Source organism: Proteus vulgaris (genome assembly GCF_011045815.1).
Classification (GTDB): Bacteria; Pseudomonadota; Gammaproteobacteria; order Enterobacterales; family Enterobacteriaceae; genus Proteus; species Proteus vulgaris_B.
The window spans coordinates 2015130-2039876 of sequence record NZ_CP047344.1; the positions used below are offsets into that span (position 1 = coordinate 2015130).

Sequence of the window (24747 nt, forward strand, 5' to 3'; positions counted from 1 at the left end):
AGGTAAAAACGCTATTTGTGCTGTATTTATAATTCGCTACCTTACTCTGCTCCTTATATCAAATCCATTTATATTCAATAAATTAAAGGCAAACTTTAAGTATATTAACCCATGATGATTATTTTATTTTTAAATAATCTGTTAAAAACACTTATTGTTTAACTTAAATTAACGTTCTATGCTGATATTTATATATAAAATTTATTAATTTATTTGCTGGCAACGAAGGACGATACGATGTCTGTAGCTGTGACAAAAAAAGCAATAGAAAAACTAATCAATGGGTATGAGTCTGATCCTTTTGCACTTCTTGGTATGCATGAAACATCGGCAGGTTTAGAAGTTCGTGCATTTTTACCTGATGCTGTTTCAGTCAGTGTCATCGATAGAAAGAATGGCAGAAAAGTCGCGACGTTAGAACGCAAACATCCTAGTGGTTTTTTCTGTGGTGCAATCTCCCGACGTAAACGTCGTTTTAGTTATTGTTTAGATGTTACTTGGGAAAATGCACAAGGGATTGTTGATGATCCTTATCAGTTCGGTATTTTACTGCAAGAAATGGATATTTGGTTTTTAGCACAAGGTCATCATTCTCGCCCTTATCAATGTTTAGGCGCTCACCCCGCTAAATTAGGTGATATTGATGGTATTACTTTTGCTGTATGGGCACCAAATGCACAAAGTGTGAGTGTGGTTGGCGATTTCTCATTTTGGGATGAAAGGCGTTTTCCTATGCGATTACGTCGTGAAAGTGGAATTTGGGAGCTTTTTATTCCACAAGCCCATCTTGGTGATTGCTATAAATTCGCTATTTTAGATGCCAATGGAGAACGTCGATTAAAAGCAGATCCTTATGCTTTTGAAACACAGATACGCCCTGAAACTGCATCAATTATCAATACATTACCTTCCGTTAAGCCAATGCCATTGTCGCGTCAGCAAGCAAATCAACGTAATGCACCTATCTCTATTTATGAAGTTCATTTAGGCTCATGGCGCCGACATACTGACGATCAAAGTTGGTTAAGTTATCGTGAACTAGCCGAACAGTTAATTCCCTATGTTAAAGAAATGGGCTTTACCCATATCGAACTATTACCTATCAATGAGCACCCCTTTGATGGTTCATGGGGATATCAACCTTTAGGGTTATATTCACCAACTCGTCGCTTTGGTTCACCTATGGATTTCCGTGATTTTATCGAAGCGGCTCATCAGGCTGAAATTAGCGTTATTTTAGATTGGGTTCCCGGCCATTTCCCTGAAGATGACTACGGTTTACGTAATTTTGATGGCACATCGCTCTATGAATATGCTGATAGACGAGAAGGCTTTCATCCGGATTGGAACACCTTAATTTATAACTATGGCCGTAATGAGGTACTGAATTACCTTTCAGGCAATTTATTGTATTGGCATGAACATTTTGCACTTGATGGTTTCCGATTCGATGCCGTTGCTTCCATGCTTTATCGTGACTATAGCCGAAAAGAAGGTGAATGGATCCCGAATAAACATGGTGGACGAGAAAACTTAGAAGCCATTGATTTTCTTCGTTATACCAATAAATTATTAGGTACAACTTGCCCTGGCACCATCACGATTGCTGAAGAATCAACTGATTTCCCCGGTGTTACCTTACCGCCAGATGATGGAGGTTTAGGTTTTAACTACAAATGGAATATGGGATGGATGCATGACACGTTGGCATATATGCAACGTGATCCTATCTATCGTAAATATCACCACAATCAAATGACCTTTGGCATGCTCTATGCCTATAACGAAAACTTTGTTCTGCCTCTTTCTCACGATGAGTTTGTGCATGGTAAAGGTTCGTTGATTGGTCGTATGGTGGGTGATGATTGGCAAAAATTTGCTAATTTACGTGCATATCTTGGCTTTATGTGGGCTTATCCGGGCAAAAAGCTACTATTTATGGGATGCGAATTTGCACAATGGCGTGAATGGGATCACGACAGTAGCTTAGATTGGCATCTTCTTGAAACACCAAATAGCCCACACCAAGGTGTTCAGCACTTTGTGCGAGATTTGAATCTTTCCTATCAAGCGAATGCTCCTCTTTATGAATGTGACTTTGAACGAGAAGGCTTTGAATGGCTTACCGTTGATGATCATGACAATTCCGTTTTTGTTTTTTGCCGAAAAGATACACAAGGTAACGAAATTATTGTTATCAGTAATTTTACCCCAGTAGTTCATCACAATTATCTCGTGGGTGTTAACAAAGCCGGTGCATATCAAGAAATACTCAATAGTGATTCTGAATTTTACAACGGAAGTAATGTGGGAAATCTAGGTGAAATAGAGGCAATAGCAAGTGAATTTAATGGTAAAGCCTACTCTTTGTCATTGACGCTACCGCCACTTGCAACACTGTATTTAAAATTGAAGGATTAATATGTCTTTAGATTATGGTCGCCCTTTCCCTATGGGCAGTCATTATGATGGCTATGGAGTAAATTTTACACTCTTTAGTGAAAATGCCACTAAAGTCATACTTTGCCTGTTTGATAAAGCAGGCAAAGAGATCCGCTATCCATTACCCGGCAAAACGGGAGCTATTTGGCATGGATACTTACCCGGTGCAGGGCCCGGTTTGCATTATGGCTATCGTGTAGAAGGTGAATGGAACCCAGAACAAGGATTATTCTATCAACCTCAACAGTTGTTATTAGATCCTTATGCGAGACAAGTTACAGGTATCGTGGATAACACCTTGCCTTATACATCTCCTGTTTTTAATGCATTAGAACATGATGATAGCGCAATAACACCTAAAGCAGTTATCACGGATGATAGTGGTTGTTTTTGTCACTATTATAAAGAAAAAGGCACTTATCATCGCTTAAACACACCTTGGTCAGAAACTATTATTTATGAAGGACATGTCAAAGGACTAACAAAACTTCATCCAGATATACCTGAAACAATTGCAGGAACTTATGCAGCATTAGGTCACCCTGCTTTTATTTCTCATCTGAAAAAACTAGGTATTACGGCATTGGAATTATTGCCTATTCAATATCATTTAACAGAACCTCATCTTCATAAAATCGGATTAAAAAATTATTGGGGTTATAACGTATTAGCGCCTTTTGCTTTATCTACACAATATTATTCCAACACAGGTCGGAATATTATTGATGAATTTCGAGAAGCCGTAAGATGCCTACATAAAGCCAATATTGAAGTCATTCTAGATGTGGTATTCAATCATACTGCGGAATTAAGTGACCAATATGAAGGTTATATTGTTTCTCAACGTGGTATTGATAACAAAAGCTATTATTGGCTAAACGATGAACACAAAGCTCAAAATTGGACAGGATGTGGCAATACTCTCAATTTAAGTCGTCCTGAAACAGTGCAGTGGGTAATGGATTGCCTACGTTATTGGGTTACCGAATTTCATATTGATGGCTTCCGCTTTGATTTGGCAACCAGTCTTGGCCGTGTTCCTTATTTTGATACACAATCGCCATTATTAACGGCTATTCGCCAAGATCCGCTTCTTTCACGCATTAAACTTATCGCAGAGCCATGGGATTTAGGCTCTGATGGTTATCAAGTCGGTAATTTCCCAGTTCCATTTACAGAATGGAATGACGGCTACCGTGATGTTATTCGTCGTTTTTGGTTATGGCGAGATGTATCTATTGCAACATTTGCAGACAACATTACTGGCTCTGCAAAGCTATACCATAAAAACGGTCGGCCTCCTTATTCTAGTATCAATATGATAACGAGCCATGATGGCTTTACACTGCGGGATTTAGTGAGTTATCAGAATAAACATAACGAGGAGAATGGAGAATCAAACCTAGATGGACATAACACCAATTACAGTGTGAATTTTGGTGAAGAGGGTTTGATAGTTAACGAAAAAATAGGTCAATACAGATTGCTTGCGACAAGGAATATGCTGGCAACCTTACTGCTTTCTAGAGGAACACCTCATTTACTCGCCGGTGATGAAGTGGGTAATACGCAATATGGTAATAACAACGCTTATTGTCAGGATAATAAAGTCAGTTGGATCAAATGGTTTCATCAACCTTATGACTTAACTGATTACATTCGCCACCTTATTGAATTACGTCACCAAATTACACCTTTAAGTTCTCTTAAATGGTGGGAAGAAGATAGTGAAAATGTTATTTGGCTCAATCAAGATGCTCAACCTATGAGCCATGAAGATTGGCAACAACTTCCTCCCTCACCATTACAACTTTTTTTAGCGCAACAATGGATTTTAATGATTAACCCATTAAGAAATAGCGCTGTCTTTTCTTTACCTGAAGGGTCTTGGTCTTGCTTGCTTGATACGGCTAGCTGGCCTCTTTGTCACCCAACACAATCTCAGCATTGTGAAGTACAACCTAACAGTATCACCCTTTGGCGAAATAGCGTTTTTTATACTCAGTCTTCTACTGAAAAATTACCCAATATTTCCTCCCAAGTTAAGTAATTTGATTGGAGTGCTATAACTATGATGACAACAGAACAAGGCCAAAAATTAATGTTGGCACAACAACTTCCTAAAGAGGCAATTGCACTCGTTTTAGCTGGAGGTCGTGGCACACGCTTAAAAGCATTGACGGCGAAACGTGCAAAACCGGCGGTTTTCTTTGGTGGGAAATTTCGAATTATCGACTTTACTCTATCAAACTGTCTTAACTCAGGGATCCGTCGTATTGGCGTAATTACCCAGTATCAATCGCACTCCCTCGTTCAACACATTCAACGTGGTTGGTCATTTTTTAATGAAGACATGAATGAATTTGTTGACTTATTACCGGCTCAACAACGTCGTAATACTGATCATTGGTATATGGGTACGGCTGATGCGATATATCAAAACCTTGATATTCTTCGTAGCTACAAAGCTAAATATGTGGTGATTTTAGCGGGTGATCATATTTACAAAATGAACTATGCGCGTTTATTGCTTGATCATGTAGAAAATAAATCAAAATTTACCGTTGCCTGTATTCGAGTTCCTAAAGAAGATGCATTCCAGTTTGGTATTATGGATATCGATGAAAATCGTCGAGTACTAAATTTCCTAGAAAAACCATCAAACCCACCGTGCATTCCTGATGATCCAGATCATTCATTAGCTAGCATGGGAATTTATGTGGTTGATAGAGATTATCTATTTGATTTATTAGAAGAAGATAGTCGTGATCCTGATTCACATCATGATTTTGGCCAAGATATTATTCCTAAAATCACTGAACGTGGTGATGTGTTGGCTCACCCATTTGAACTATCTTGCGTTAGTTCTGATCCGTCTGTAGCACCTTATTGGCGTGATGTAGGAACCATTGAAGCGTATTGGTCGGCAAACCTTGATTTAGCCTCGGTGACACCAGAGCTTGATATGTATGCCAAAGATTGGCCAATTCGTACCTTTATGACCCCGCTACCCCCTGCAAAATTTGTACAAGATAATCATGGTGAACATGGGCAAATGATGAACTCTTTGATTGCAGATGGCTGTATTATCAATGGTTCAACCCTCTATTCTTCTATTTTATTCCCATTGGTTCGCGTTGAATCTTTCTGCCACATTGAAGACTCTGTCATTTTACCGGATGTTACCGTGAGTCATCACTGCTACTTAAAACGTTGTATTATTGAGCGCAGTTGTACTATCCCCGAAGGGACAATCATTGGTATGAATGCAGAAGATGATGCAGCTCGTTTTCATCGTACTGAAGAAGGTATTGTGCTAGTGACAAGAGAAATGCTTGAGCAATTAGCACATCAAAAAAAAGAAAACTCTATTGAGAAAAACGAAGAACAAAAACCTCAAAATGAGGAGGCATTTTCGTGAATGTGCTTCACTGTTGTTCTGAGTTATTCCCTCTGCTAAAAACAGGGGGACTAGCTGATGTTATGGGCTCTTTGCCCCTAGCTCAGAAAAAAATAGGCTTAGATGCGCGGGTTGTTATCCCCGCGTTTCCTGCGATTAAAGATAATATTGCTGATCTTAAATTAATCACTAATATTGATACCTTTGCAGGTCATATTTCTTTGCTTTATGGCCAATACCAGGGTGTTGATATTTATCTTATTGATGCACCTCATCTTTATCAACGAACAGGTAGCCCTTATCACGATGAATATCAACATGCTTATAGTGATAATGTTTTTCGTTTTGCCCTATTAGGTTGGGTTGCCAGTGAGTTATCCGCAGGATTAGATCCTTTATGGCATGCTGATATTGTTCATGCTCACGACTGGCATGCAGGACTAGCTTGCGCTTATTTGGCTGTAAAACACTCCTCTGCAAAGTCGGTTTTTACAGTTCATAACCTAGCTTATAAAGGCGAGTTTTCACCTTATCATCTGCATCAACTTGAATTACCTGATTACAGCTTTTCAATTAATGGACTGGAATATTATGGACAAATTTCATTCTTAAAAGCGGGCTTGTTTTATGCAAATCATATTACGACGGTTAGCCCAACGTATGCCAAAGAGATAACGCGCCCTGAATTTGGTTATGGACTTGAAGGTTTATTGCGTCAACGTACGGATGAACAGCGATTAAGTGGCATATTAAATGGCATAGATGAAGCGATTTGGGAGCCTGCAACGGATAACTTAATTACACGTCGCTATGATATAAACAGCCTCAATAAACGCCTAGAAAATAAAACAGCCTTACAGAAAAAATGCGGTTTACCTGTTAATAATAAAGCTCCTCTTTTTGCTGTTGTGAGCCGTTTAACATCACAAAAAGGGCTTGATTTAGTGATTGACGTATTACCTGATATTGTTGATCAAGGTGGCCAATTTGTGTTGTTAGGTACAGGTGATAGTCATCTTGAATCCGCATTTTTACATGCTCAACAACAATATCCGCAAAATGTAGCAGTTCATATTGGTTATGACGAAAGTTTTTCACACCAAGTCGTCGCGGGTGCTGATGTGATTATGGTGCCTAGTCGTTTTGAACCTTGTGGGTTAACTCAGTTATATGGTTTGAAATACGGCACACTTCCTTTAGTGAGGCACACCGGTGGATTAGCTGATACGGTGAATGATTGTTCATTAGAAAATCTAGCCCATCATAAAGCTACAGGTTTTGTTTTTCATGAAGCAACACCTGATGATTTGCGTCTTGCTATCAATCGAGCCTTTACTTTATGGGGTATGCCAAAACAATGGCAACAAGTTCAAACAGATGCCATGAACCAAACTATTTTTAGTTGGGAAACAGCGGCTAAGACATATGCAACGCTGTATCACCGTTTATAGACATGATGTCTATTTGACCTGTGGATCACCAAAAGAGATTTATAATGAAAAAGTTATGTGAATTTGATTATTTATCACCAGATAAGGATGTTGAATCGTTAAAGCGTTCTATTGTTTATAAACTGATGTTTATTGTTGGTACTTCCCCTAAATACGCCACACCAACAGATTGGTTAAATGCAACTTCCTACGCTATACGAGACCGTTTAGTTGAACGTTGGCTGAAATCAACCAAAGCGGAACTTTCACCGAAAGTAAAACAGGTTTATTACATTTCGATGGAATTTCTTATGGGGCGTTTTTTAACGAACGCAATGCTCTCTTTAGGGGTTTATAACGAAGTTAAAGAAGCATTAAAAGAATTAGGACTTGATCTTGAAAAGCAAATCGAACTTGAGCCAGATCCGGGTTTAGGTAACGGCGGTTTAGGTCGTTTAGCCGCGTGTTTTCTTGATTCTTGTGCCACATTAGGTTATCCAGTGACAGGCTATGGTATTCGCTATGAATATGGTATGTTCCGCCAGCAAATTCAAAATGGCGAACAACATGAAGTTGCGGATAACTGGCTTGAAAAAGGTAATCCTTGGGAATTCCCGCGCCATGATGTGCAATTTGAAGTGGATTTTGGCGGGCGTTTACAACAAGAAGGTGATAAAAGCTATTGGGTTGATACCTTAAATGTGCTGGCTCAACCTTATGACTCTATTGTTCCTGGTTATAACACACAAGCAACAGATACCATTAGGTTATGGTCTGCTAAAGCAAATGGTGCGTTTAATTTAGGTAAATTCAATAAAGGTGAATACCTAGAGGCTACAGAAGCCAAAGATCGCTCTGAAAATATCTCTCGTATTCTTTACCCTGATGATTCAACCACATCAGGTAAGATGTTGCGTTTACAGCAAGAATATTTTTTAGTCAGCGCCTCTATTCAAGATATTTTGCAACGTCATTATCATCTTCATCAACGCTTTGATAATTTAAAAGATTTTATTGCCATACACCTTAACGATACTCACCCTGTTCTTGCCATCCCTGAATTAATGCGTCAACTTATTGATAAACATGGGTTCAGTTGGGATGAAGCATGGGAACAAACAATCTGTATATTCTCATACACCAATCATACGTTAATGGGGGAAGCATTAGAAACATGGCCTGTTGATATGATAGGACGCTCACTTCCTCGCCATTTACAAATTATTTTCCAAATCAATGATAAATTCTTAAAGCAAGTTAGAGAACAATATCCTAATGATAACGACTTATTACGTCGCGTTTCTATTATTGATGAAGAAAATGGTCGCAATGTCCGTATGGCTTGGCTTGCGGTAATTATTAGCCAGCAAGTTAATGGGGTTTCTGAACTCCATAGCCAATTAATGGTGCAATCCTTATTTGCCGATTTTGCGATGATTTATCCCAAAAAATTCTGCAATATTACCAATGGTATTACACCACGTCGCTGGCTGGCATTAGCTAACCCTTCTCTTTCTCAAGTGATTGATAAGCAGATTGGTACTAATTGGCGAACCAATTTAGAGCAATTAGGTGAATTAATGCCACTGGTGAAAGACAAAGATTTCTTACACCAATTAAGAGACTCAAAGCGGCTGAATAAACAAAATTTAGCTAACATTATTCAGCAAGACTTGAATATCACAATTAATCCTGATGCGTTATTTGATGTTCAAATTAAACGTATTCATGAATATAAACGTCAACTTCTCAATGTGTTAGGGATTATCACTCGCTATAATCGCATTTTACAGGATCCAGAAAAAAACTGGGTTCCTCGTGTGTTTATTTTTGGTGGTAAAGCGGCCTCTGCTTATTATAATGCTAAGAAAATTATCAATCTTATCAACGATATTGCAGTGAAGATTAATAATGATGAGCGCATTAATGATAAATTGAAAGTGATCTTTATTCCTAATTATGGCGTGAGCTTAGCGCAACATATTATTCCTGCTGCGGATTTATCTGAGCAAATATCTTTAGCCGGTACAGAAGCTTCTGGTACAGGTAATATGAAATTTGCGTTAAATGGTGCACTAACTATCGGAACTCTGGATGGTGCTAATATTGAAATTGGTGAGCATGTTGGTTTTGAAAATATGTTTATATTTGGTCATAACGCACAAGAAGTCACTGAGTTAAGACAGCGTTATTCTCCACGTCGCTATTACGATGAAGATGTTGAGCTACATACAGCGCTCAATCAAATCGCTAATGGCTTCTTTAATCCAACTTACCCTGATAGATATAAATCAATTTTCGATAGCTTAATTGAGTTTGGCGATCATTATCAGGTATTAGCCGATTATCGTAGCTATGTTGATACTCAAGATAGTGTTGATGTTCTCTATCAAGATGAAGACGCTTGGTTGAAAAAATCCGCATTAAATATCTGCCAAATGGGTTATTTTTCTGCGGATCGCGCGGTAACTGAATATATGCAAAGAATTTGGAAAGCTTCTGCGATTACATTGTAAAAACTAAGCTAATTTTCTAAGGACAGAACGTAACCGCGCTTTATTGCGCGGTTTTTGCTTTTATTTAAGGCTTAATAAAGTTAGATTTTAATACGGTATGCACAACGTCTTGCGCCTTCTAAGATATATTCAACACGTTGTAGTTCTACTCCTAGTGTTTCAGAAAATAGCTCTTTTTCTGTATTACAAAAACCTTGGCAAACTTTAGCCGCTGCACATATTGGGCAATGATCTTCAATAAACAGGTATTCGTTATCTTTTACTTGCTCCCAATGTGCCATATAGCCTTCTTGACTACGCAAAGAGGCTAATATATCTAAGCGTTCCGTTAGTTCATCGGCTTCTCTTATCGCTTGAGTATAGCGTTCATAACTCTGCTTTTTTCGTGCAAGAATAATTTTCTCAATTGCACCTTCACCCAATTCTTCACGAATAGTCATCAAAATTTGTGCTGTTAATTCAGCATGAGTATCTGGAAATTGCTTTTGCCCTAATTCTGTTAAGTGCCAATATTGAATAGGTCGTCCAACTCCTCTTGGCTCAGTTATTGCTTCAACCAACCCTGCGCTGGCAAGCTTGACAAATTGTTGCCTTGCCGCTTCGCTACTTGTACCAAGACGTTGGCCAACATCATTTGCTTGCATTGGCCCATGTTTTTTAATTAAAAATAGAATTTTATCGCCAACACTACGTTGCGCAGGATAATTATATTCCAAGTTTTTTCTTGACATATTAGACGTCTCAGTATTTATTAATCCAAGTTTTACCTTGGTAATTTAACGAAGCTATGTCGTAATAGCAATAAAAGAAGGATATTTTTTCTAATGATCCCAGATAACAATAGCCAATGGCGTGATCTTTTCTCAGGGAGAAATGGGGCAATTTCATTTGCACTTTCTTTTGGTGTCGTGATCCACGCAATTAATATTTTAATGGCGACCACGATTTTACCCTCAGTTGTAACCGATATTGGCGGAATGGGATTATATGCATGGAACACCACGCTATTTGTTGCCGCCTCTATTATTGGTTCAGTATTATCTGCACGCTTATTAAGTTTATTAGGTGCCAAAGGTGCTTATCTGATAGCAACGGTGCTTTTTTTTATTGGTAGTTTATTGTGTGCAATTGCACCTAAAATGGAAGTCATGCTAATTGGCCGATTTATTCAAGGCCTTGGTGGAGGGCTTTTATTTGCACTTTCTTACGCCATGGTAAATATCGTTTATGATCAAGCATTATGGCCAAGAGCAATGGCTTTAATTTCAGGAATGTGGGGTGTTGCTACATTAATTGGTCCTGCTATTGGTGGAATTTTTGCTCAATTAGATGCTTGGCGTTATGCCTTTGGGATTATGTTACCTATCATGCTTTTTTATGGTATTTATCTGTGGCTTATCTTACCAAAAAATGACAATAACGCTTCAAAATCATCATCACAAAGCCTGCCTTATCTTCAGCTAATAATTCTAACAGCTGCCGTTCTGCTTATTTCATCTGGTAGCCTTTCTTCTTCACTCATCATCAACTTACTCAGTATTGTGGTGGTATTTGGTTTAATTGGCATGCTTATTTTTTGTGAGAAACGCCTTTCTGTTCGGTTATTACCGTCAAATACCTTTAAAGGTCTTTCTTTACATGCACTTTTATATCTGACTATTTCGTTATTAGCCATTGGCATGACATGTGAGATCTTTGTCCCTTATTATCTACAAAGCTTACATATGCAAACACCTTTAGCTTCAGGTTATATGAGTGCATTAATGGCATTAGGCTGGACAGTGGCTGAAGTGATTAGCGCAAGTTGGCAAGGTGCTAAAATGCGTTTTAGTATTTTAAGTGGCCCTATTATCGTTTTTATTGGCTTGCTTGTGTTGGCTTTTGTTATTCCAAACCCACTACTAAAATCAGAAAACGCGATTAGTCTTTTTATTATTTTATTTGCTTTATTCTTAGTGGGCTATGGTATTGGCTTTGGTTGGCCTCACCTATTAACGCGTATACTACAAGCGGCTTCCACGCAAGATAAAGATATTGCAGGCGCTTCAATTACAACCGTACAATTATTTGCAACCGCGCTAGGCTCTGCACTTGCGGGTATGATAGTTAACTTAAATGGCTTTAATAGTGGTACCCCTGAAGGGCTCTCTTCTTCTGCATCTGCCCTATTCTTATTTTTAGCATTTGCACCATTAATAGCGATTTATACAGCATGGAAAATAACACGTTGTTCTTATTAAACCTTATTTTTAATGTCATATAAGAAACAAAAGAGGTGATATGTTTTCACCTCTTTTTTAGTAAAGTTATCGGTTTCATTTATGAAAGAACTTATTTTTTATTCTGTCAAAATTCCTTTTAATGACAAAAGGAATTCTTATGAAAAGCATTTTATCGAAAATTTCAATTGTAAATAATGATCAGAATACAGTTGTTAATAAAGAACCATTAAACACTTATGGGATTTTTTTAAATAATATCAAAAATATTAAAAATACCTATTTAGATATCTCCATAGGTAATTGTGATAAAAGGAAAGAGATTACCGTTGATGTTGCAAAACTCAGTAAAGAGTTAATATCAAAAATACGAGAGCTTTATACATCAAAAAAAATATCTTCTTATAGGGTTGATATAAAAAATAAAGAAAAATCAATGGAGTTTTTAAATAATGCTTATAAAGTAATAGATAGTGCTATTTTAGAGTGGTGGGAAGATGAAAAGGAAGTTCTCCCTTCTTCAATAATTCATCGGACAATTGACAATTTATATATTGATGAAGAAATTTCCCTGAAACCGAATGATAAAAAAACTTTATTTTTTTTAATCTCTAATAAATTTAAGTTAGGTTTAAATAAGAATGCGGCTCAAAGTACAATGATCCAGAATTTGCAAGATATCCCTGAAGTCGTAAAAGCAATAGATGACTTGGGAATTTCTGATAATTCACATTTAAAATACGAAGTTTATTGTTTATTGGCTGAAAATATCTACAATTTTTTATCCGGTAATGAAAACAAAGTTGATTTTTCTAAAATAAAAGATGCGATTAAAGACGTAGCACAAAGAAAATTTGGTACTTCTGAAAATAAATTAACTCATCCTCCGCTTTATTCGAAATATACTCTAGCATTTTTTGATTAAGTAAACTATTGATCTTGGATTAGACGTTGTGTATAACTAAGTATACATTTTGTCTAACTTAAGTGAAATAGGAAACCACAATGTCCTCACATCTTACACTACAAAATATCGATGCCCTCTCATCCCCTGGTGGGCATTATTCTCACGTTGTTACTGCAAAGAATATGTCGTTTGTTTCTGGGCTATTACCCTTAGATAAACAAGGCAACCCATTAGCAGACAAACCCATTGAAGTTCAAATCACACAAGTACTTGAAAACTTAAATGCTTGTCTTCTCGGAATAAACGCAAAGAAAACAGATATTGCTCAAGTCAAAGTCTATGTGACAGATATTAATGAATGGCCTATCGTTAATGAGCTATATGCAAAATGGATTGGTGAGCATAAACCAGCAAGATTAGTTGCAGGTGTAAAAGAACTGCATTTTGGAAGCAAAATTGAAATTGAAGCTGTTGTTATCAAGGAATAATCTTATGAATAAGTTACCTACTCCTACTTATAAAGATGTTACTGAAGCTCATCAACGCATTCTGCCTTATCTTAATAAAACACCTGTTTTAACCTCTCGTACGATTAATGAGCTAACAGGGGCGCAGTTTTATTTTAAATGTGAGAACTTTCAGCGTATGGGAGCATTTAAATTTCGAGGTGCAATAAATGCATTATCACAATTTACCACAGAACAACGTAAAATGGGGGTCGTGACTTTCTCATCAGGTAATCATGCACAAGCCATTGCTTTATCAGCAAAACTATTAGGTATTCCTGCAACAATTATCATGCCTGACGATGCTCCAAAGGCTAAAATGGACGCGACAAAAGGCTATGGTGGCCGTGTGATCACCTATAACCGTTATACAGAAGATCGTGAAAAAATTGGCCAACAACTGGCACAAAAAGAAGGATTAACGTTAATTCCACCTTACGATCATCCTCATATTATTGCGGGCCAAGGTACTGCTACAAAAGAGTTGTTCGATGAAATTGGTGAATTAGATATGCTATTTGTTCCATTAGGTGGTGGTGGTTTACTTTCTGGCTCTTTATTATCAACCAAAGCCCTTTCACCGCAATGTAAAATATACGGTGTTGAGCCTTTAGCGGGTAATGATGGACAACAATCATTACGTAAAGGCGAAATCACCCATATTGATACCCCAAAAACAATTGCAGATGGCGCACAAACACAGCATCTAGGCAATTATACCTTTGAGATTATTCGTAACAATGTGGACGATATTTTAACTGCAACAGATGAAGAATTAATTTCCACCTTACAGTTTTATGCCCAGCGAATGAAGATTATTGTAGAGCCAACCGGCTGCTTAAGTTTGGCGGCTGCTCGTCAATTTGGTGATAAATTAAAAGGTAAGAAAATCGGTATTATAATCAGCGGTGGTAATGTCGATATCGCGCAATATGGTCATTTTTTAGCACAATAAAAATCAATAAAAAGATGTGATTAACCATTAAAAAAGCAGTATGGATTATTTTTCATACTGCTTAAAATCATAAATATATTGCTACTCAATTAAAATAACGAAGGTGTTTTTTGCTTAGTCTTTTTTAATTAAGTGAAAAAGTGATCCCTGCTTCTTTGCACAACTTCGTTAAATTCTCTTTTAATTGTTGATTTTCTTCAGGTAATAAATCGAGTTGCGGCAAACGCATATGACCGCCGTCTAAACCACGCATAGTTAATGCTGATTTAAATATTGCCATATTTGCACCTGATTTAAGTGCATCACTAAATTTTACACAAAATTGTTGCCAATGTTTTGCTTCTTGATGATTACCTGCAATATAGGCTTTATACATATTCACAAATGGCTCAGGGAATACACAAGCACAACCTGAAACGGTACCATCACAACCTGCATCTAATAGACCTAGGAATAATTTATCGTAGCCATGAAGCACTGAAAAATTATCGGCTACAGCAAGGTAACTTAATGTTGTATTGTTATCAGCAAAACTGTATTTAATCCCAATTACATTTTTACACTGTTGTTGTACTTTTGCCGCTAATTCAGGCTTGATATTATTTGCCGCACATTGTGGAATATTATACAAATAAACAGGGAAATTATCCGGTACACTGTTTGCCACTGTTACAAAATAGTTTTCTAATTCTCTGTCTGTCGCACCAAAAAATTGTGGTGTCACCACACCAATACCATCAGCTCCAATTTCAACGGCATGTTTCGCTAATTCAATGGTTTCGGTTAATGTCATTGCGCCGACATGAATAAAAACAGGTAAGCGTTTATTGGCTGTTTCGACAACGGTTTTTGCAACATTTTTACGCTCTGATGCTGATAAACGTAGCATCTCTCCCGTAGTGCCACAAGGATAGAGGCAATCAACACCTTGAGTGACTAACATATCAGTTAATGTAGATAACGCATTAATATCCACTTGATCGTTCGAATCAAACGGAGTAACCATTGCCACTGTAACGCCAAATAATTTTTTCATATTAAGACCTTTATTAAATCAGATTGCTTTAACAATAACTTTAATTGCCAACATGCCAGGATCATCTAAACCAATAGATTTTTCTGGGAACATACGCGCTCGACCTAATAAATTAGGTTTTTGACGAAATTCATTAAGCGTATTATCAATACTCTGTAAAGCTACCGCTTTTAATTCCGATCGAGATAAAACGGGTTTTAGCGCTTCAGATAATTGGTAAATGATATCAAGCACCGATTTTTGCCCTAACTCCCCTTTTCCTCTTGCCATCATGCTTTGATATGCAACAGTTAAAAGTGGTGAAATATCGGCGGGGGCTATTTCTTGCAGTTGATTTTCTTTGCAATACTTCGCCATTGCCATAAAAGCGGTTGCTTGCAATGTACCAAAAGAAGAAGCGCAGGCTTTTTGTAATGATTTACTGCATTGAAAAAGTGATTTACTTAAATCATCAGGCCAATCTTGCGAATCGTCGGCAATTTGTCGCCAGCCTTTTTGCATAGTGATCCCTAAATCACCATCACCTAAACGACTATCAGCTTCACACAACATTGATTGGGATTGCTCGCAAGCAGTTGCAATACGTGCAACGCCTTGTTTTAGCATATCAAGTGTAATATTCATCGTTATACTCTCCAGAATGCACAATGAGCAGGTGCATTCATCAAGGCTTCTAGCTCATCATCTAACTTGCACAATGTTAAGCTTGCTCCTGTCATTTCCATAGATGTGGCATAACGGCCGACCAATGGGTGCACAATAGTCGCACCTGTTTTATTAATCAGTTGTGCAATTTTGTTATACAGAATATAAAGCTCTTCTAATGGTGTTGCGCCTAAAGAGTTAACTAATACAGAGACTTTATCTCCTGTTTTTAATGATAATTCTGCTTGTAGACGTTCAAACATTTCTTGGGCAATTTCATCAGCACTGCGTAATTTATCGCGCCAAATTCCCGGTTCACCGTGAATTCCCATCCCCATTTCCATCTCATCTTCACCAATTTCAAAGGTAGGATGTCCTACCGCAGGTAAGGTACAAGATGTTAACGCACAACCAATTGTTCGGGTATTTTCCATGGTTTTTTGAGCAATACGTGTCACTTCATCAAGTGATGCACCTTCTTCTGCTTTGGCGCCCGCCATTTTAAAACCATAAATCATCCCAGCTACACCACGGCGTTTATGCGCTTCTTCTGGTTTTGCTGAAGCGACATCATCCGCAGCTAATACCGTTGTGCAATGAATATCGTCTTCAAAATCAACTGTTTCAGTCGCCATATCAAAATTCATTACATCGCCACCGTAATTACCATAAAGCAACAATACGCCTAAGCCACTATTTGCTTCACGAACAGTATCGGCCATTAAATCCGCTGAAGGTGAAGCAAAAACATCACCTACAGCGGCGGCATCGAGTAGCCCCTCACCGACATATCCGGTAAATACAGGTAAGTGACCTGAACCACCGCCAGTTACAATACCCACTTTGGGCTTATCTGTTTTTTTAGAACGAGTAATCAATCTTGGCTGTGATTGGCGATAAATATCACTATGAGCAAGGCATAAACCCGCTAATGTTTCATCGACATAATTTTCTGGCTTATTTAATATTTTTTTCATTTGATCACCCGATATTTTTATTTATCTGCTGATTTATAACATCTTAAAAAAACGTTATTTTATTTAAGATGAGATTTCCCTGATACTTAAAAAGTATCTTTATATTTAATTTATTTGATATGAAAACGAAATACGTTATTTATCTTTCAATGCGCTTCTAATTTGCATAATAACAATGAGAAGAAATGCACTGGCTAATACCATCGAAATAGGTCTGTTAACAAAACTAATTAAATCACCGTCAGATTTCATTAATGATGAAAGTAAATTCTTTTCTAACATAGGGCCTAATATCATACCTAATATAATTGGAGATATTGGGAATTTTCGTTCTTGAAGAAAATAGCCGATAACGCCCATAACTAACATAACCACAATAGAGGACATCGTATTTGTAATTGCATATGAACCAACGATACTAAATAGAATGATTGCTGGGTAAATAATCGCATTATCGATAGCAACAATCTTTTTCAATAAATTGACAACAATAAATGCAATCGGCAGTAAAATAAGATTAGCAATAAAAAAGATAATAAAGACAGCATATAATTTATCGGGATTAAATAAGAACAGCGTTGGCCCCGGTTGCATATCTTTCATATACAGTACACCGATAATAATTGCCGCCGCAGAATCACCTGGGATACCAAAAACTAGAGATGGGATCCAACTTCCGGCTAAGCTTGCATTATTACTCGCTGAAGCATCAACAATACCTTCCTCAGAACCATGACCATATTTCTCTGGTTTTTTAGATAGTTTCTTTGATACTGCATAAGAGATCCATGCCGCAATATCGGCTCCTGCACCGGGTAAAGCACCAATTAATGTCCCTATTATTCCGCTACGGAAAATACCGCCCTTACGTTGGCGAACAACACTCCCCACACCTTTAAAAATGTTGTAAGAATTATTTTCCACATTCATTTCTGTTAATGTAATTTGCTTTTCTTTCCAACGTTCAACGTAATATTTAATAGCGCCAGAAATAGCAAATAGTCCTATCATTGCCGGAATAAAGCTAACTCCTTGCATTAAAGAAACTTCACCAAAAGTAAAACGGGCTTGACCTGTAAACTCATCATAACCAATGGTGGCTAATGCAATACCAAAGAACAGTGCTAATAAGCTTTTTCTAATATGAGAACCTGAAACAATAGTTGCACAACTTAAACCAATTAAAGACAACCACATATATTCATAAGAGCTAAATTTTAAAGCAAACTCAGCTAATATTGGTGCGGTTGAGGCTAATATAATCGTACCAATTACGCCACCAATCACAGAGCTCGTTAATGACATACCCAATACACGATTTGTTTTGCCTTCTTTTACTAAAGAGTGTGCATCATTAGTATAAGCTGCGGATGCAGGTGTTCCTGGTATATTTAATAAGGCTCCGGGAATATCCCCTGCAAATATAGATGATGCTCCAACGGAGATCATTAAGGCTAAAGCAGGAATAGGATCAAGAAAAAAAGTAAACGGCACCATTAATGCAATAGCCATTGTTGATGTTAACCCAGGAATTGCTCCAACAAATAAGCCAAATAAACAAGCACCAATAACGACAAGAATTGTTGTGTAATCAATATATGCAAGTGCGCTAATTAATATATCCATACTGTTTTTCTCTATTTATGAAAATAGCTGAGGTAGCGGTACTAACAGTACAGCAGTAAATAAGTAATACACACCTAACACCACTCCAGTTGAAATAATAAAACTATATATAGGTTTTACTGTTGCATATTTTATCATTAATGGTGCAGTAATAATTAATCCGGTTAAAATAAACCCTAAATAATCAGAGGCCAGCACATAAAAAAGAATAATACTGATAATTAATAAGACAAATTTTATTTCATGCCATGTCACTAATGGAATATCACTTTCTTGTTTACGTGAAAAAATATCTATTAATGAAAATATAATCATGCCACCGCCAATAATAGAAGGCATAAATGCGGCACCATATTCACTAAAATCGCCTAATGAATATGCACTATAAACAATAAGGAATAAACCAAAGCAACAAAATATGAGCGATAGAATATGACGATTTACCATAGGCATAAAAACGGCTGTTATTCAGCCGTTCCCTCAGTTATTTCTTTATAATTTCGCCAAACTTTTTATCTTCATTGGCCATAAATTGAGTGGCATCATCGCCATATAATTCGATAACTTCAAAGCCTTGTTTATTTGCAAATTCGGCTAATTCACCAGAGGCATATACTTTTTTCATGGCGGCGGTGAGTTTATCTTGTACTTCTTTATCTAGCCCTTTGGGCGCAACTAGCATATTCCACGCTTGCAAATCCCAGTTATAAGGTGTGGCTTCTTTGAATAACGGTACATCAGGATAAAAAGCAGATTTCTCATTGGACATAATAGCCATATGTTTTACTAAACCCGCTTTCACCATACTGTCGGCTTCACCTAATGAAGATGTCACAATATCAACACCACCAGAAGCAAGCTCTTGTAATGCTGCACTAGCACCTTGAGATGGAATAAAACGAATAGCATTATCTGGTAATCCTGCGGCACGCAACATACCAATAGTATTTAGATGCCAAATTGAATTTAAGCCACTACCTGATGCTTTTAACTTGCCTGGATTTGCTTTCGCGTAATCAATAATTTCCTGTGCATTTTTAAATGGTGAAGATTTTCCAACTTGTAATCCACCATAAATAACAGCAAGACGCGTAATAGGTGTGTAATCTTGATAAGTTAAATTGGTCATCCCTTGATGATGCATCATGGTAATTTCAACCGTTGCAATCCCTAATGTGTAACCATCAGGTTTTGCATTTTTAATGGCATCATGACCCACAACACCACTACCACCTGTTTTGTTGACCACATTAACAGTAACGCCCAACTCTTCTTGTAGTCCTTTTGCTGCTAGACGTGCAACGGTATCAGTATTACCGCCAGCAGCCCAAGGAACAACAATAGTAATCGGCTTTTCAGGGTATTGAGCAAAAGCCGGAAGTGTAAAAATGGAACTGCATAGGGTAAATGCCAGAAGTGTTTTTTTCATTATATGCACCTTTTCTCATTGCAGATTATTTGTGGCCGAATATCTTCAAGCCTTGATTTAAGGCGAGCCTGAACTTGGGAAAGGACAGGCATTGCTGTTACGCCTTTTTGTTCTATAAATGCAGAGAGGAAAGCACTGGCAAATAATAGACTCTCATGCATCGTGCCTCCTGCTGCTATCTTTGATGCAAATGCGCCATTAAACGCATCTGTTGCTGCCATCGTATCCACACGTAACGATGGCATAGGTGGAATATGAAATGTGGCTCGACCATCAAAATAAACCACACCAAGCTCATCCATATAAATAATCACTTTCTTACTTTCGTTACCGGAAATAATACTGATCGCCTGCTTTGCATCATTAATATCGTTTATTTCAAAGTCAGCCCAATGAGATGCTTGATTCGCATTTAAAGTAATAAAATCAAGATATAAATAAAGTTGTTTTAGATTTTCGTTATAAGGAGCAACATTCAGTATGATGATCTTATTAACCGACTTAGCAAATAAAGCGGCTTTAATATTAGCTTCTATATTAATTTCGCCTTGGAGCAATAACACATCGGCTTCACTTACATAAGGCAATGAAATATCAATTTCTTGTTCAGAAAAGGTGTTATTTGCACCTAAATAAGTGGCTGTAATATTATTTTGTGTTTTGTCAGCTAAATAGCTAATCGAACTGCCTGTTGGCTCGGTTTCTGTTTGAAAAATAGTGAAAGAGTCAATGCCACTTTCTTGTAAATATTTATAAGCGTATTTACTAAAATGATCTTCACCGACTTTCGTTATTAAATGGACTTTGGCATCAGAAAAACTTGCTGCCATTGCCTGATTTGTTCCTTTACCACCAGGGCCTATCGAATTGCTTTTTGAATTAACCAATTCACCGACTTTCGGAAAAGATTCGACATTGGCGATAATGTCCACTACAAACGATCCTAAAACACAGACTTTACCTTCCGGTTTTCTATCTTTACGTTCTCTAACAATTAATAAGTCGTGCAATAAACATGAAATATCAAAACTATCACTGAATTTACTTATTTTTTTAATTTCTTGTTTCCCTAGTATGGCGCCACCATGACAACGTTTGATCAACCCTTCTCCTTCAAGGTATTTCAAATCACTGCGAATAGTCTCCAATGTGACACTGAATTTTTCCGCAAGCTGAGCCACTTTAACTTTTTTTTGTTCCCTGATGATGGTGTAAATTTCCTGTCGCCGTTCTTCTGAAAACATATAAAGTGCCTCCGTATCATTGATAACGAGAATAAGGAGATCAGGCCTGTGATTCTGCGATGGTATTCAAAACAAAAAACCAAAAGCAGAAGCAAAACCAAATCGAAGCAATTTAGATCACATTTTTTTAACACAACATCAATTGGCATACGTTAAAAATGAGAGGTGAAACGAGTCGGATAATGAATGGCAATACAGAAAAGAGAGGTAGAATCAGCCGTTCAAAGACGGCTGATAAAATAACGAGCTACATTAATACAAAAATGATTATTTTTAAATGTAAATATTACGTTAAATAAAATTACCCTTGGTATTTAGTTTAACAAGGCATTAAGCAGATAAAAACCAACCAAGGTCAGTAAAACCACCATTAATGTATTGCGTATTTTAAGCGCTAATCCTACACATAATAAGGTTCCCCAAAGATAAGGATTATCTAAAATACCTTTAAATTCGCTTTTTTCTAACAGTACGATTGGTGCACAGATCGCAGTTAATAAACAGGGTGCAGAATATCCTAGGGCTTGTCTGATCACTGATGGTAATTTAACGGGGATCGCCGGCTCAAGAAAGAAATAACGCAACATAAAAATGACGAGTGCCAAAATTAATAATAACGACCATGTCATTTTTGTTCTCCTCTTATTCTTGCAACACAAACCGCGATAAACATGCCTGTTAGCCCACCAATAACTACACCACCTTCTATATTTAACCAACTAAAAAGAATAGAGAGACAAAAAGAGACAATAACGCCCACTAACGTACTAAATGTTTTTATCAATGGAATAACAATAGCTAATAACGTAGCGACAATAGAAAAATCAAGATGATAACGAGATAAATCAGAAACTTGGCTCGCCATAATAATACCAACAATACTAACGGCAACCCACGCTAAATAAAAACATAATCCTGCACCTATCATATAAGCGGGGGTGAGTTTTACTTTAGGTTGTGCTGAAACGGCAAAAAGCTCATCTGTTAATAAAAAGCCTATTGTAATACGTTGATACCATTTTAAATGAGCAACATGGGGGCGTAAGGTTAAACCATATAAAAGATGTTGGGCGGTAATAAAAAAGACAGAAACAATAATGGTCAGCATTCCTGCACCAGAAACAACTAACCCTAATGTCACTAATTGCGCCGCACCTGCAAAAATAATCGCAGACATTCCGACACTTTGTGCAAAGGTTAGCCCTGCATCAACGGCCATTGATCCCGCTAATATTCCCCAAGGAATAACCGCAAGACATAAAGGCAAAACATGCAGAGCACCAAGGCCAAAAGCACGCATTACTTGCCTATCTTCATTATTATTTGTGTTTTTTTCCATTTACCTGTCTTCACTTTTAATACATTAATTCTATAGAGAATGATTATCAGTCAGTAAAGATAAATGGGATTGTATAAAATTGCTCTTTTAATTTTTTATTACAACAAAGGAGAAGTTAGAGAAGAAGATAATCGAAGCCCTTTTAAATAGTTTCCTGGTGTAACACCAATGGCATTTTTAAAATGGCGATGGAAATGGCTTTGATCTGAAAAACCACAACGTTGTGTTACATCAGTAAGTGTATGGCCTAAAGAGAGTAACTGCCTTGCTTTACGAATTCGGGCTTGAATAAGCCAAGCATGAGGTGTCATGCCTATTTCTTTCTTAAACTGACGTAAAAAATGCCATGGGCTTAAATTCACCATTTCAGCTAACATATTGAGTGAAAAATCATTTTCAGGTGTGTCATTCATTAATTCGCTCACCCACTGTAACCGTTGCCCTATAGCACTTAATGGTTTTTCTTGGGTTCTTGTTTTGCTATAGCGCAAAATCAACATTGCCATTGTTGAAAGCAATAGCGACTCTTTTAAAAGGTAATTATTGGGCTGCTCTAGTAATGAAAAAAGTAATAAAAGTTGCTGACTTAAACCAGGATCGCGAATAACAGCATCAGGAAACCAAGGCGTTGCACCCTGCTCTTGTTGTAGATCACGCGTTAATGTTTGCAGATATTCTGGTGTGGGATAAATAGCTTGATAAGCCCAACCAGATTCAACCGCAGAGGAGCCAGTGTGGACTTCATCAGCATTAACAATAATGATGTCTCCTTTAGGAGCGATGTGTTCGCTCCCTGTGCGATAAAACTGTTGTGCGCCATCATCAATCACACCAATACAGAAGCCTTCGTGGGTATGACGTGAAAAAGTTTGATGTAAATATTCGGCTTGCAGATAAGCAAGACTATTAAGCTCAGGAAGGTGAATAAGTTTAGCCTGCTCTTGTCGTATCAAAGATTGACTCCATCAACGGTAAAAATCATCAGCTTTTATCATAAACACTATACTGATGATTGTATGAAATTGCTCAACCTTAACTTTACTCATGTCGTTGATGAATTTTTGCTGGAATAAAAATTTGATGAGTTTCTAAGTTCGTCTGATTAATTAATCCCATAACCAGTCGAAAACAGTGTGATGCTAATTCAGGATTATTTTGTGCGACAGTATCTATTGGTATTGATAATGAATCATACAAATAGTGATCATCAAAACCCGCTAAATAAACTTCATTTTGCATAATTTTATTTTGACTTAGATAGCGCAATACGCCATCTAATAAGCCACAAGCAGAAGTAAAAACAAATTTTGGCGGGCGCCCTAAAGATGCACATAACGAGCCGAACATTTCATAACCTGAACTTGGGTGATAATGTCCATGTATGATCCATTCTGATTTTAAATTGATTTGTGCTTGTGAAAGCCCTTGCGTAAAACCTAAAAGACGATCTTTAGTCGGTGAAAGTGTTGACTGTCCACCTAAGAAGTAAAATTCATCAATGCCTTTTGTCGAAGCAATTTTTGCAATTAGTTGTTGTGTTGCCGTTATTGAATCGGTGACCACAAAAGGTAATGTTGTTCCTTCAAAATACCGGTCAAATAACACAACAGGTATTTGTTTACTTAAACGTTGATATTCAAAATCACTTTGTAAACAAGAAGCCACAATCAAACCATCGATTTGACGTGATAATAGATGTTCTATTGCCAGTGTTTCTTGAGCCGCATTTTCATCAGTACAGGAAATAAGTAATTGAATACCTGCTTCCCTGCATAATATTTCTAGTTCGTACGCCACAGAAGCAAAACCGTAGTTAGTAATATCAGGAATAACCAACCCTAATGCATAACTACGGTTATCACGTAAAGAGCGGGCATGAATATTAGGCTGATACTGATATTGTTCAGCAATAGCCGTAATACGAGCAATAGTATCATCAGAAACACGCATCTCTTTACCACGACCATTTAACACCAAACTTGCCGTTGTTTTGGACACACCCGCTATTTTTGCAATATCTGTAATGGTAATACGTTTTTGTTTTTTCACTGTTATTCTAATTTGCTAAGCTTAAAT

The 24747-nt window shown here is 37.3% G+C and carries 21 protein-coding genes; 9 read left to right on the plus strand and 12 right to left on the minus strand.

Translation table 11 applies throughout. From position 1 onward, the window contains the following. Positions 1-237 precede the first annotated feature (237 nt). Genes glgB through glgP form a run of 5 tightly spaced genes read left to right on the plus strand, consistent with a single transcriptional unit; the run spans position 238 to position 9788 of the window. Entirely contained in the window at positions 238-2421 is a 2184-nt protein-coding gene (glgB, locus tag GTH24_RS09605; RefSeq protein WP_164526329.1) for a 1,4-alpha-glucan branching protein GlgB, read from the plus strand. Position 2422: 1 nt separating this feature from the next. Then, positions 2423-4492 carry a glycogen debranching protein GlgX gene (glgX, locus tag GTH24_RS09610; protein ID WP_164526330.1) on the plus strand — a complete coding sequence of 690 codons (2070 nt, stop codon included), beginning with the start codon at positions 2423-2425 and terminating at the stop codon, positions 4490-4492. Between the two features lie 21 nt (positions 4493-4513). Next, a complete protein-coding gene (gene glgC, locus GTH24_RS09615) occupies positions 4514-5863 on the plus strand; it encodes a glucose-1-phosphate adenylyltransferase (RefSeq protein ID WP_164526331.1) in 1350 nt (449 codons plus the stop codon). Next, on the plus strand, positions 5860-7293 hold the full coding sequence (gene glgA, locus GTH24_RS09620) for a glycogen synthase GlgA (RefSeq protein WP_164526332.1): 1434 nt from the start codon (positions 5860-5862) through the stop codon (positions 7291-7293). The genes glgC and glgA overlap by 4 nt, the downstream gene beginning before the upstream one ends. A 44-nt stretch (positions 7294-7337) precedes the next feature. Then, positions 7338-9788 carry a glycogen/starch/alpha-glucan family phosphorylase gene (gene glgP, locus GTH24_RS09625; protein WP_164526333.1) on the plus strand — a complete coding sequence of 817 codons (2451 nt, stop codon included), beginning with the start codon at positions 7338-7340 and terminating at the stop codon, positions 9786-9788. Positions 9789-9868: 80 nt separating this feature from the next. On the opposite strand, the gene GTH24_RS09630 is transcribed toward glgP, so the two are convergent. Then, the gene (locus GTH24_RS09630; protein WP_072068119.1) at positions 9869-10519 is read right to left on the minus strand and encodes a helix-turn-helix transcriptional regulator; all 651 of its coding nucleotides are present in this window, start codon (positions 10517-10519) and stop codon (positions 9869-9871) included. Positions 10520-10612: 93 nt separating this feature from the next. On the opposite strand from GTH24_RS09630, the gene GTH24_RS09635 reads away from it, so the two are divergent. The 4 genes from GTH24_RS09635 to GTH24_RS09650 all read left to right on the plus strand — a co-directional run bounded on the left by GTH24_RS09635 (position 10613) and on the right by GTH24_RS09650 (position 14375). Then, positions 10613-12028, plus strand: a complete 1416-nt coding sequence (locus GTH24_RS09635; RefSeq protein WP_164526334.1) for an MFS transporter — start codon at positions 10613-10615, stop codon at positions 12026-12028. A gap of 139 nt (positions 12029-12167) precedes the next feature. Beyond that, on the plus strand, positions 12168-12932 hold the full coding sequence (locus GTH24_RS09640) for a hypothetical protein (RefSeq protein WP_164526335.1): 765 nt from the start codon (positions 12168-12170) through the stop codon (positions 12930-12932). An 80-nt stretch (positions 12933-13012) separates the two neighbouring features. Continuing rightward, on the plus strand, positions 13013-13402 hold the full coding sequence (locus tag GTH24_RS09645) for a RidA family protein (protein ID WP_072068121.1): 390 nt from the start codon (positions 13013-13015) through the stop codon (positions 13400-13402). A 4-nt stretch (positions 13403-13406) separates the two neighbouring features. After that, positions 13407-14375: a threo-3-hydroxy-L-aspartate ammonia-lyase gene (locus GTH24_RS09650; RefSeq protein WP_072068122.1), complete on the plus strand. Its 969-nt coding sequence runs from the start codon at positions 13407-13409 to the stop codon at positions 14373-14375. 124 nt (positions 14376-14499) lie between these two features. Here GTH24_RS09650 and GTH24_RS09655 read toward each other — a convergent pair whose 3' ends face one another. The 11 genes from GTH24_RS09655 to GTH24_RS09705 all read right to left on the minus strand — a co-directional run bounded on the left by GTH24_RS09655 (position 14500) and on the right by GTH24_RS09705 (position 24720). Next, entirely contained in the window at positions 14500-15411 is a 912-nt protein-coding gene (locus GTH24_RS09655) for a dihydrodipicolinate synthase family protein (RefSeq protein ID WP_072068123.1), read from the minus strand. Positions 15412-15429: 18 nt separating this feature from the next. Next, positions 15430-16035, minus strand: a complete 606-nt coding sequence (locus GTH24_RS09660) for a dihydroxyacetone kinase subunit L (RefSeq protein WP_072068124.1) — start codon at positions 16033-16035, stop codon at positions 15430-15432. Between the two features lie 2 nt (positions 16036-16037). After that, the gene (locus GTH24_RS09665) at positions 16038-17033 is read right to left on the minus strand and encodes a dihydroxyacetone kinase subunit DhaK (protein ID WP_164526336.1); all 996 of its coding nucleotides are present in this window, start codon (positions 17031-17033) and stop codon (positions 16038-16040) included. Between the two features lie 135 nt (positions 17034-17168). Beyond that, positions 17169-18659, minus strand: a complete 1491-nt coding sequence (locus GTH24_RS09670; protein WP_115349772.1) for a tripartite tricarboxylate transporter permease — start codon at positions 18657-18659, stop codon at positions 17169-17171. Positions 18660-18674: 15 nt separating this feature from the next. Continuing rightward, positions 18675-19112 carry a tripartite tricarboxylate transporter TctB family protein gene (locus GTH24_RS09675; RefSeq protein ID WP_115349773.1) on the minus strand — a complete coding sequence of 146 codons (438 nt, stop codon included), beginning with the start codon at positions 19110-19112 and terminating at the stop codon, positions 18675-18677. Positions 19113-19143: 31 nt separating this feature from the next. Next, positions 19144-20088: a tripartite tricarboxylate transporter substrate binding protein gene (locus GTH24_RS09680; protein ID WP_072068128.1), complete on the minus strand. Its 945-nt coding sequence runs from the start codon at positions 20086-20088 to the stop codon at positions 19144-19146. Beyond that, positions 20088-21332, minus strand: a complete 1245-nt coding sequence (locus tag GTH24_RS09685; RefSeq protein WP_072068129.1) for a PfkB family carbohydrate kinase — start codon at positions 21330-21332, stop codon at positions 20088-20090. Before GTH24_RS09685 ends, GTH24_RS09680 begins: the two co-directional genes overlap by 1 nt. Positions 21333-21646: 314 nt before the next feature. Next, complete coding sequence (locus GTH24_RS09690; protein ID WP_072068130.1) at positions 21647-21961, minus strand: AzlD domain-containing protein; 315 nt, start codon at positions 21959-21961, stop codon at positions 21647-21649. Continuing rightward, complete coding sequence (locus GTH24_RS09695; protein ID WP_072068131.1) at positions 21958-22671, minus strand: AzlC family ABC transporter permease; 714 nt, start codon at positions 22669-22671, stop codon at positions 21958-21960. Before GTH24_RS09695 ends, GTH24_RS09690 begins: the two co-directional genes overlap by 4 nt. A gap of 98 nt (positions 22672-22769) precedes the next feature. Continuing rightward, positions 22770-23624, minus strand: a complete 855-nt coding sequence (locus tag GTH24_RS09700; protein ID WP_206535556.1) for an AraC family transcriptional regulator — start codon at positions 23622-23624, stop codon at positions 22770-22772. Between the two features lie 85 nt (positions 23625-23709). Further along, positions 23710-24720, minus strand: a complete 1011-nt coding sequence (locus GTH24_RS09705; protein ID WP_072068133.1) for a LacI family DNA-binding transcriptional regulator — start codon at positions 24718-24720, stop codon at positions 23710-23712. Between the last annotated feature and the right edge of the window lie 27 nt (positions 24721-24747).

Bases quoted from the DNA above. Each gene is read 5' to 3' on its own strand.
- glgP (WP_164526333.1), top strand. From the start codon at position 7,338: ATGAAAAAGTTATGTGAATTTGATTATTTATCACCAGATAAGGATGTT.
- GTH24_RS09665 (WP_164526336.1), bottom strand. From the start codon at position 17,033: ATGAAAAAAATATTAAATAAGCCAGAAAATTATGTCGATGAAACATTA.
- GTH24_RS09635 (WP_164526334.1), top strand. From the start codon at position 10,613: ATGATCCCAGATAACAATAGCCAATGGCGTGATCTTTTCTCAGGGAGA.
- GTH24_RS09675 (WP_115349773.1), bottom strand. From the start codon at position 19,112: ATGCCTATGGTAAATCGTCATATTCTATCGCTCATATTTTGTTGCTTT.
- glgX (WP_164526330.1), top strand. From the start codon at position 2,423: ATGTCTTTAGATTATGGTCGCCCTTTCCCTATGGGCAGTCATTATGAT.
- GTH24_RS09640 (WP_164526335.1), top strand. From the start codon at position 12,168: ATGAAAAGCATTTTATCGAAAATTTCAATTGTAAATAATGATCAGAAT.
- GTH24_RS09680 (WP_072068128.1), bottom strand. From the start codon at position 20,088: ATGAAAAAAACACTTCTGGCATTTACCCTATGCAGTTCCATTTTTACA.
- GTH24_RS09650 (WP_072068122.1), top strand. From the start codon at position 13,407: ATGAATAAGTTACCTACTCCTACTTATAAAGATGTTACTGAAGCTCAT.
- GTH24_RS09630 (WP_072068119.1), bottom strand. From the start codon at position 10,519: ATGTCAAGAAAAAACTTGGAATATAATTATCCTGCGCAACGTAGTGTT.
- GTH24_RS09655 (WP_072068123.1), bottom strand. From the start codon at position 15,411: ATGAAAAAATTATTTGGCGTTACAGTGGCAATGGTTACTCCGTTTGAT.
- glgB (WP_164526329.1), top strand. From the start codon at position 238: ATGTCTGTAGCTGTGACAAAAAAAGCAATAGAAAAACTAATCAATGGG.
- GTH24_RS09670 (WP_115349772.1), bottom strand. From the start codon at position 18,659: ATGGATATATTAATTAGCGCACTTGCATATATTGATTACACAACAATT.
- glgC (WP_164526331.1), top strand. From the start codon at position 4,514: ATGATGACAACAGAACAAGGCCAAAAATTAATGTTGGCACAACAACTT.
- GTH24_RS09690 (WP_072068130.1), bottom strand. From the start codon at position 21,961: ATGACATGGTCGTTATTATTAATTTTGGCACTCGTCATTTTTATGTTG.
- GTH24_RS09685 (WP_072068129.1), bottom strand. From the start codon at position 21,332: ATGTTTTCAGAAGAACGGCGACAGGAAATTTACACCATCATCAGGGAA.
- GTH24_RS09645 (WP_072068121.1), top strand. From the start codon at position 13,013: ATGTCCTCACATCTTACACTACAAAATATCGATGCCCTCTCATCCCCT.
- GTH24_RS09695 (WP_072068131.1), bottom strand. From the start codon at position 22,671: ATGGAAAAAAACACAAATAATAATGAAGATAGGCAAGTAATGCGTGCT.
- GTH24_RS09660 (WP_072068124.1), bottom strand. From the start codon at position 16,035: ATGAATATTACACTTGATATGCTAAAACAAGGCGTTGCACGTATTGCA.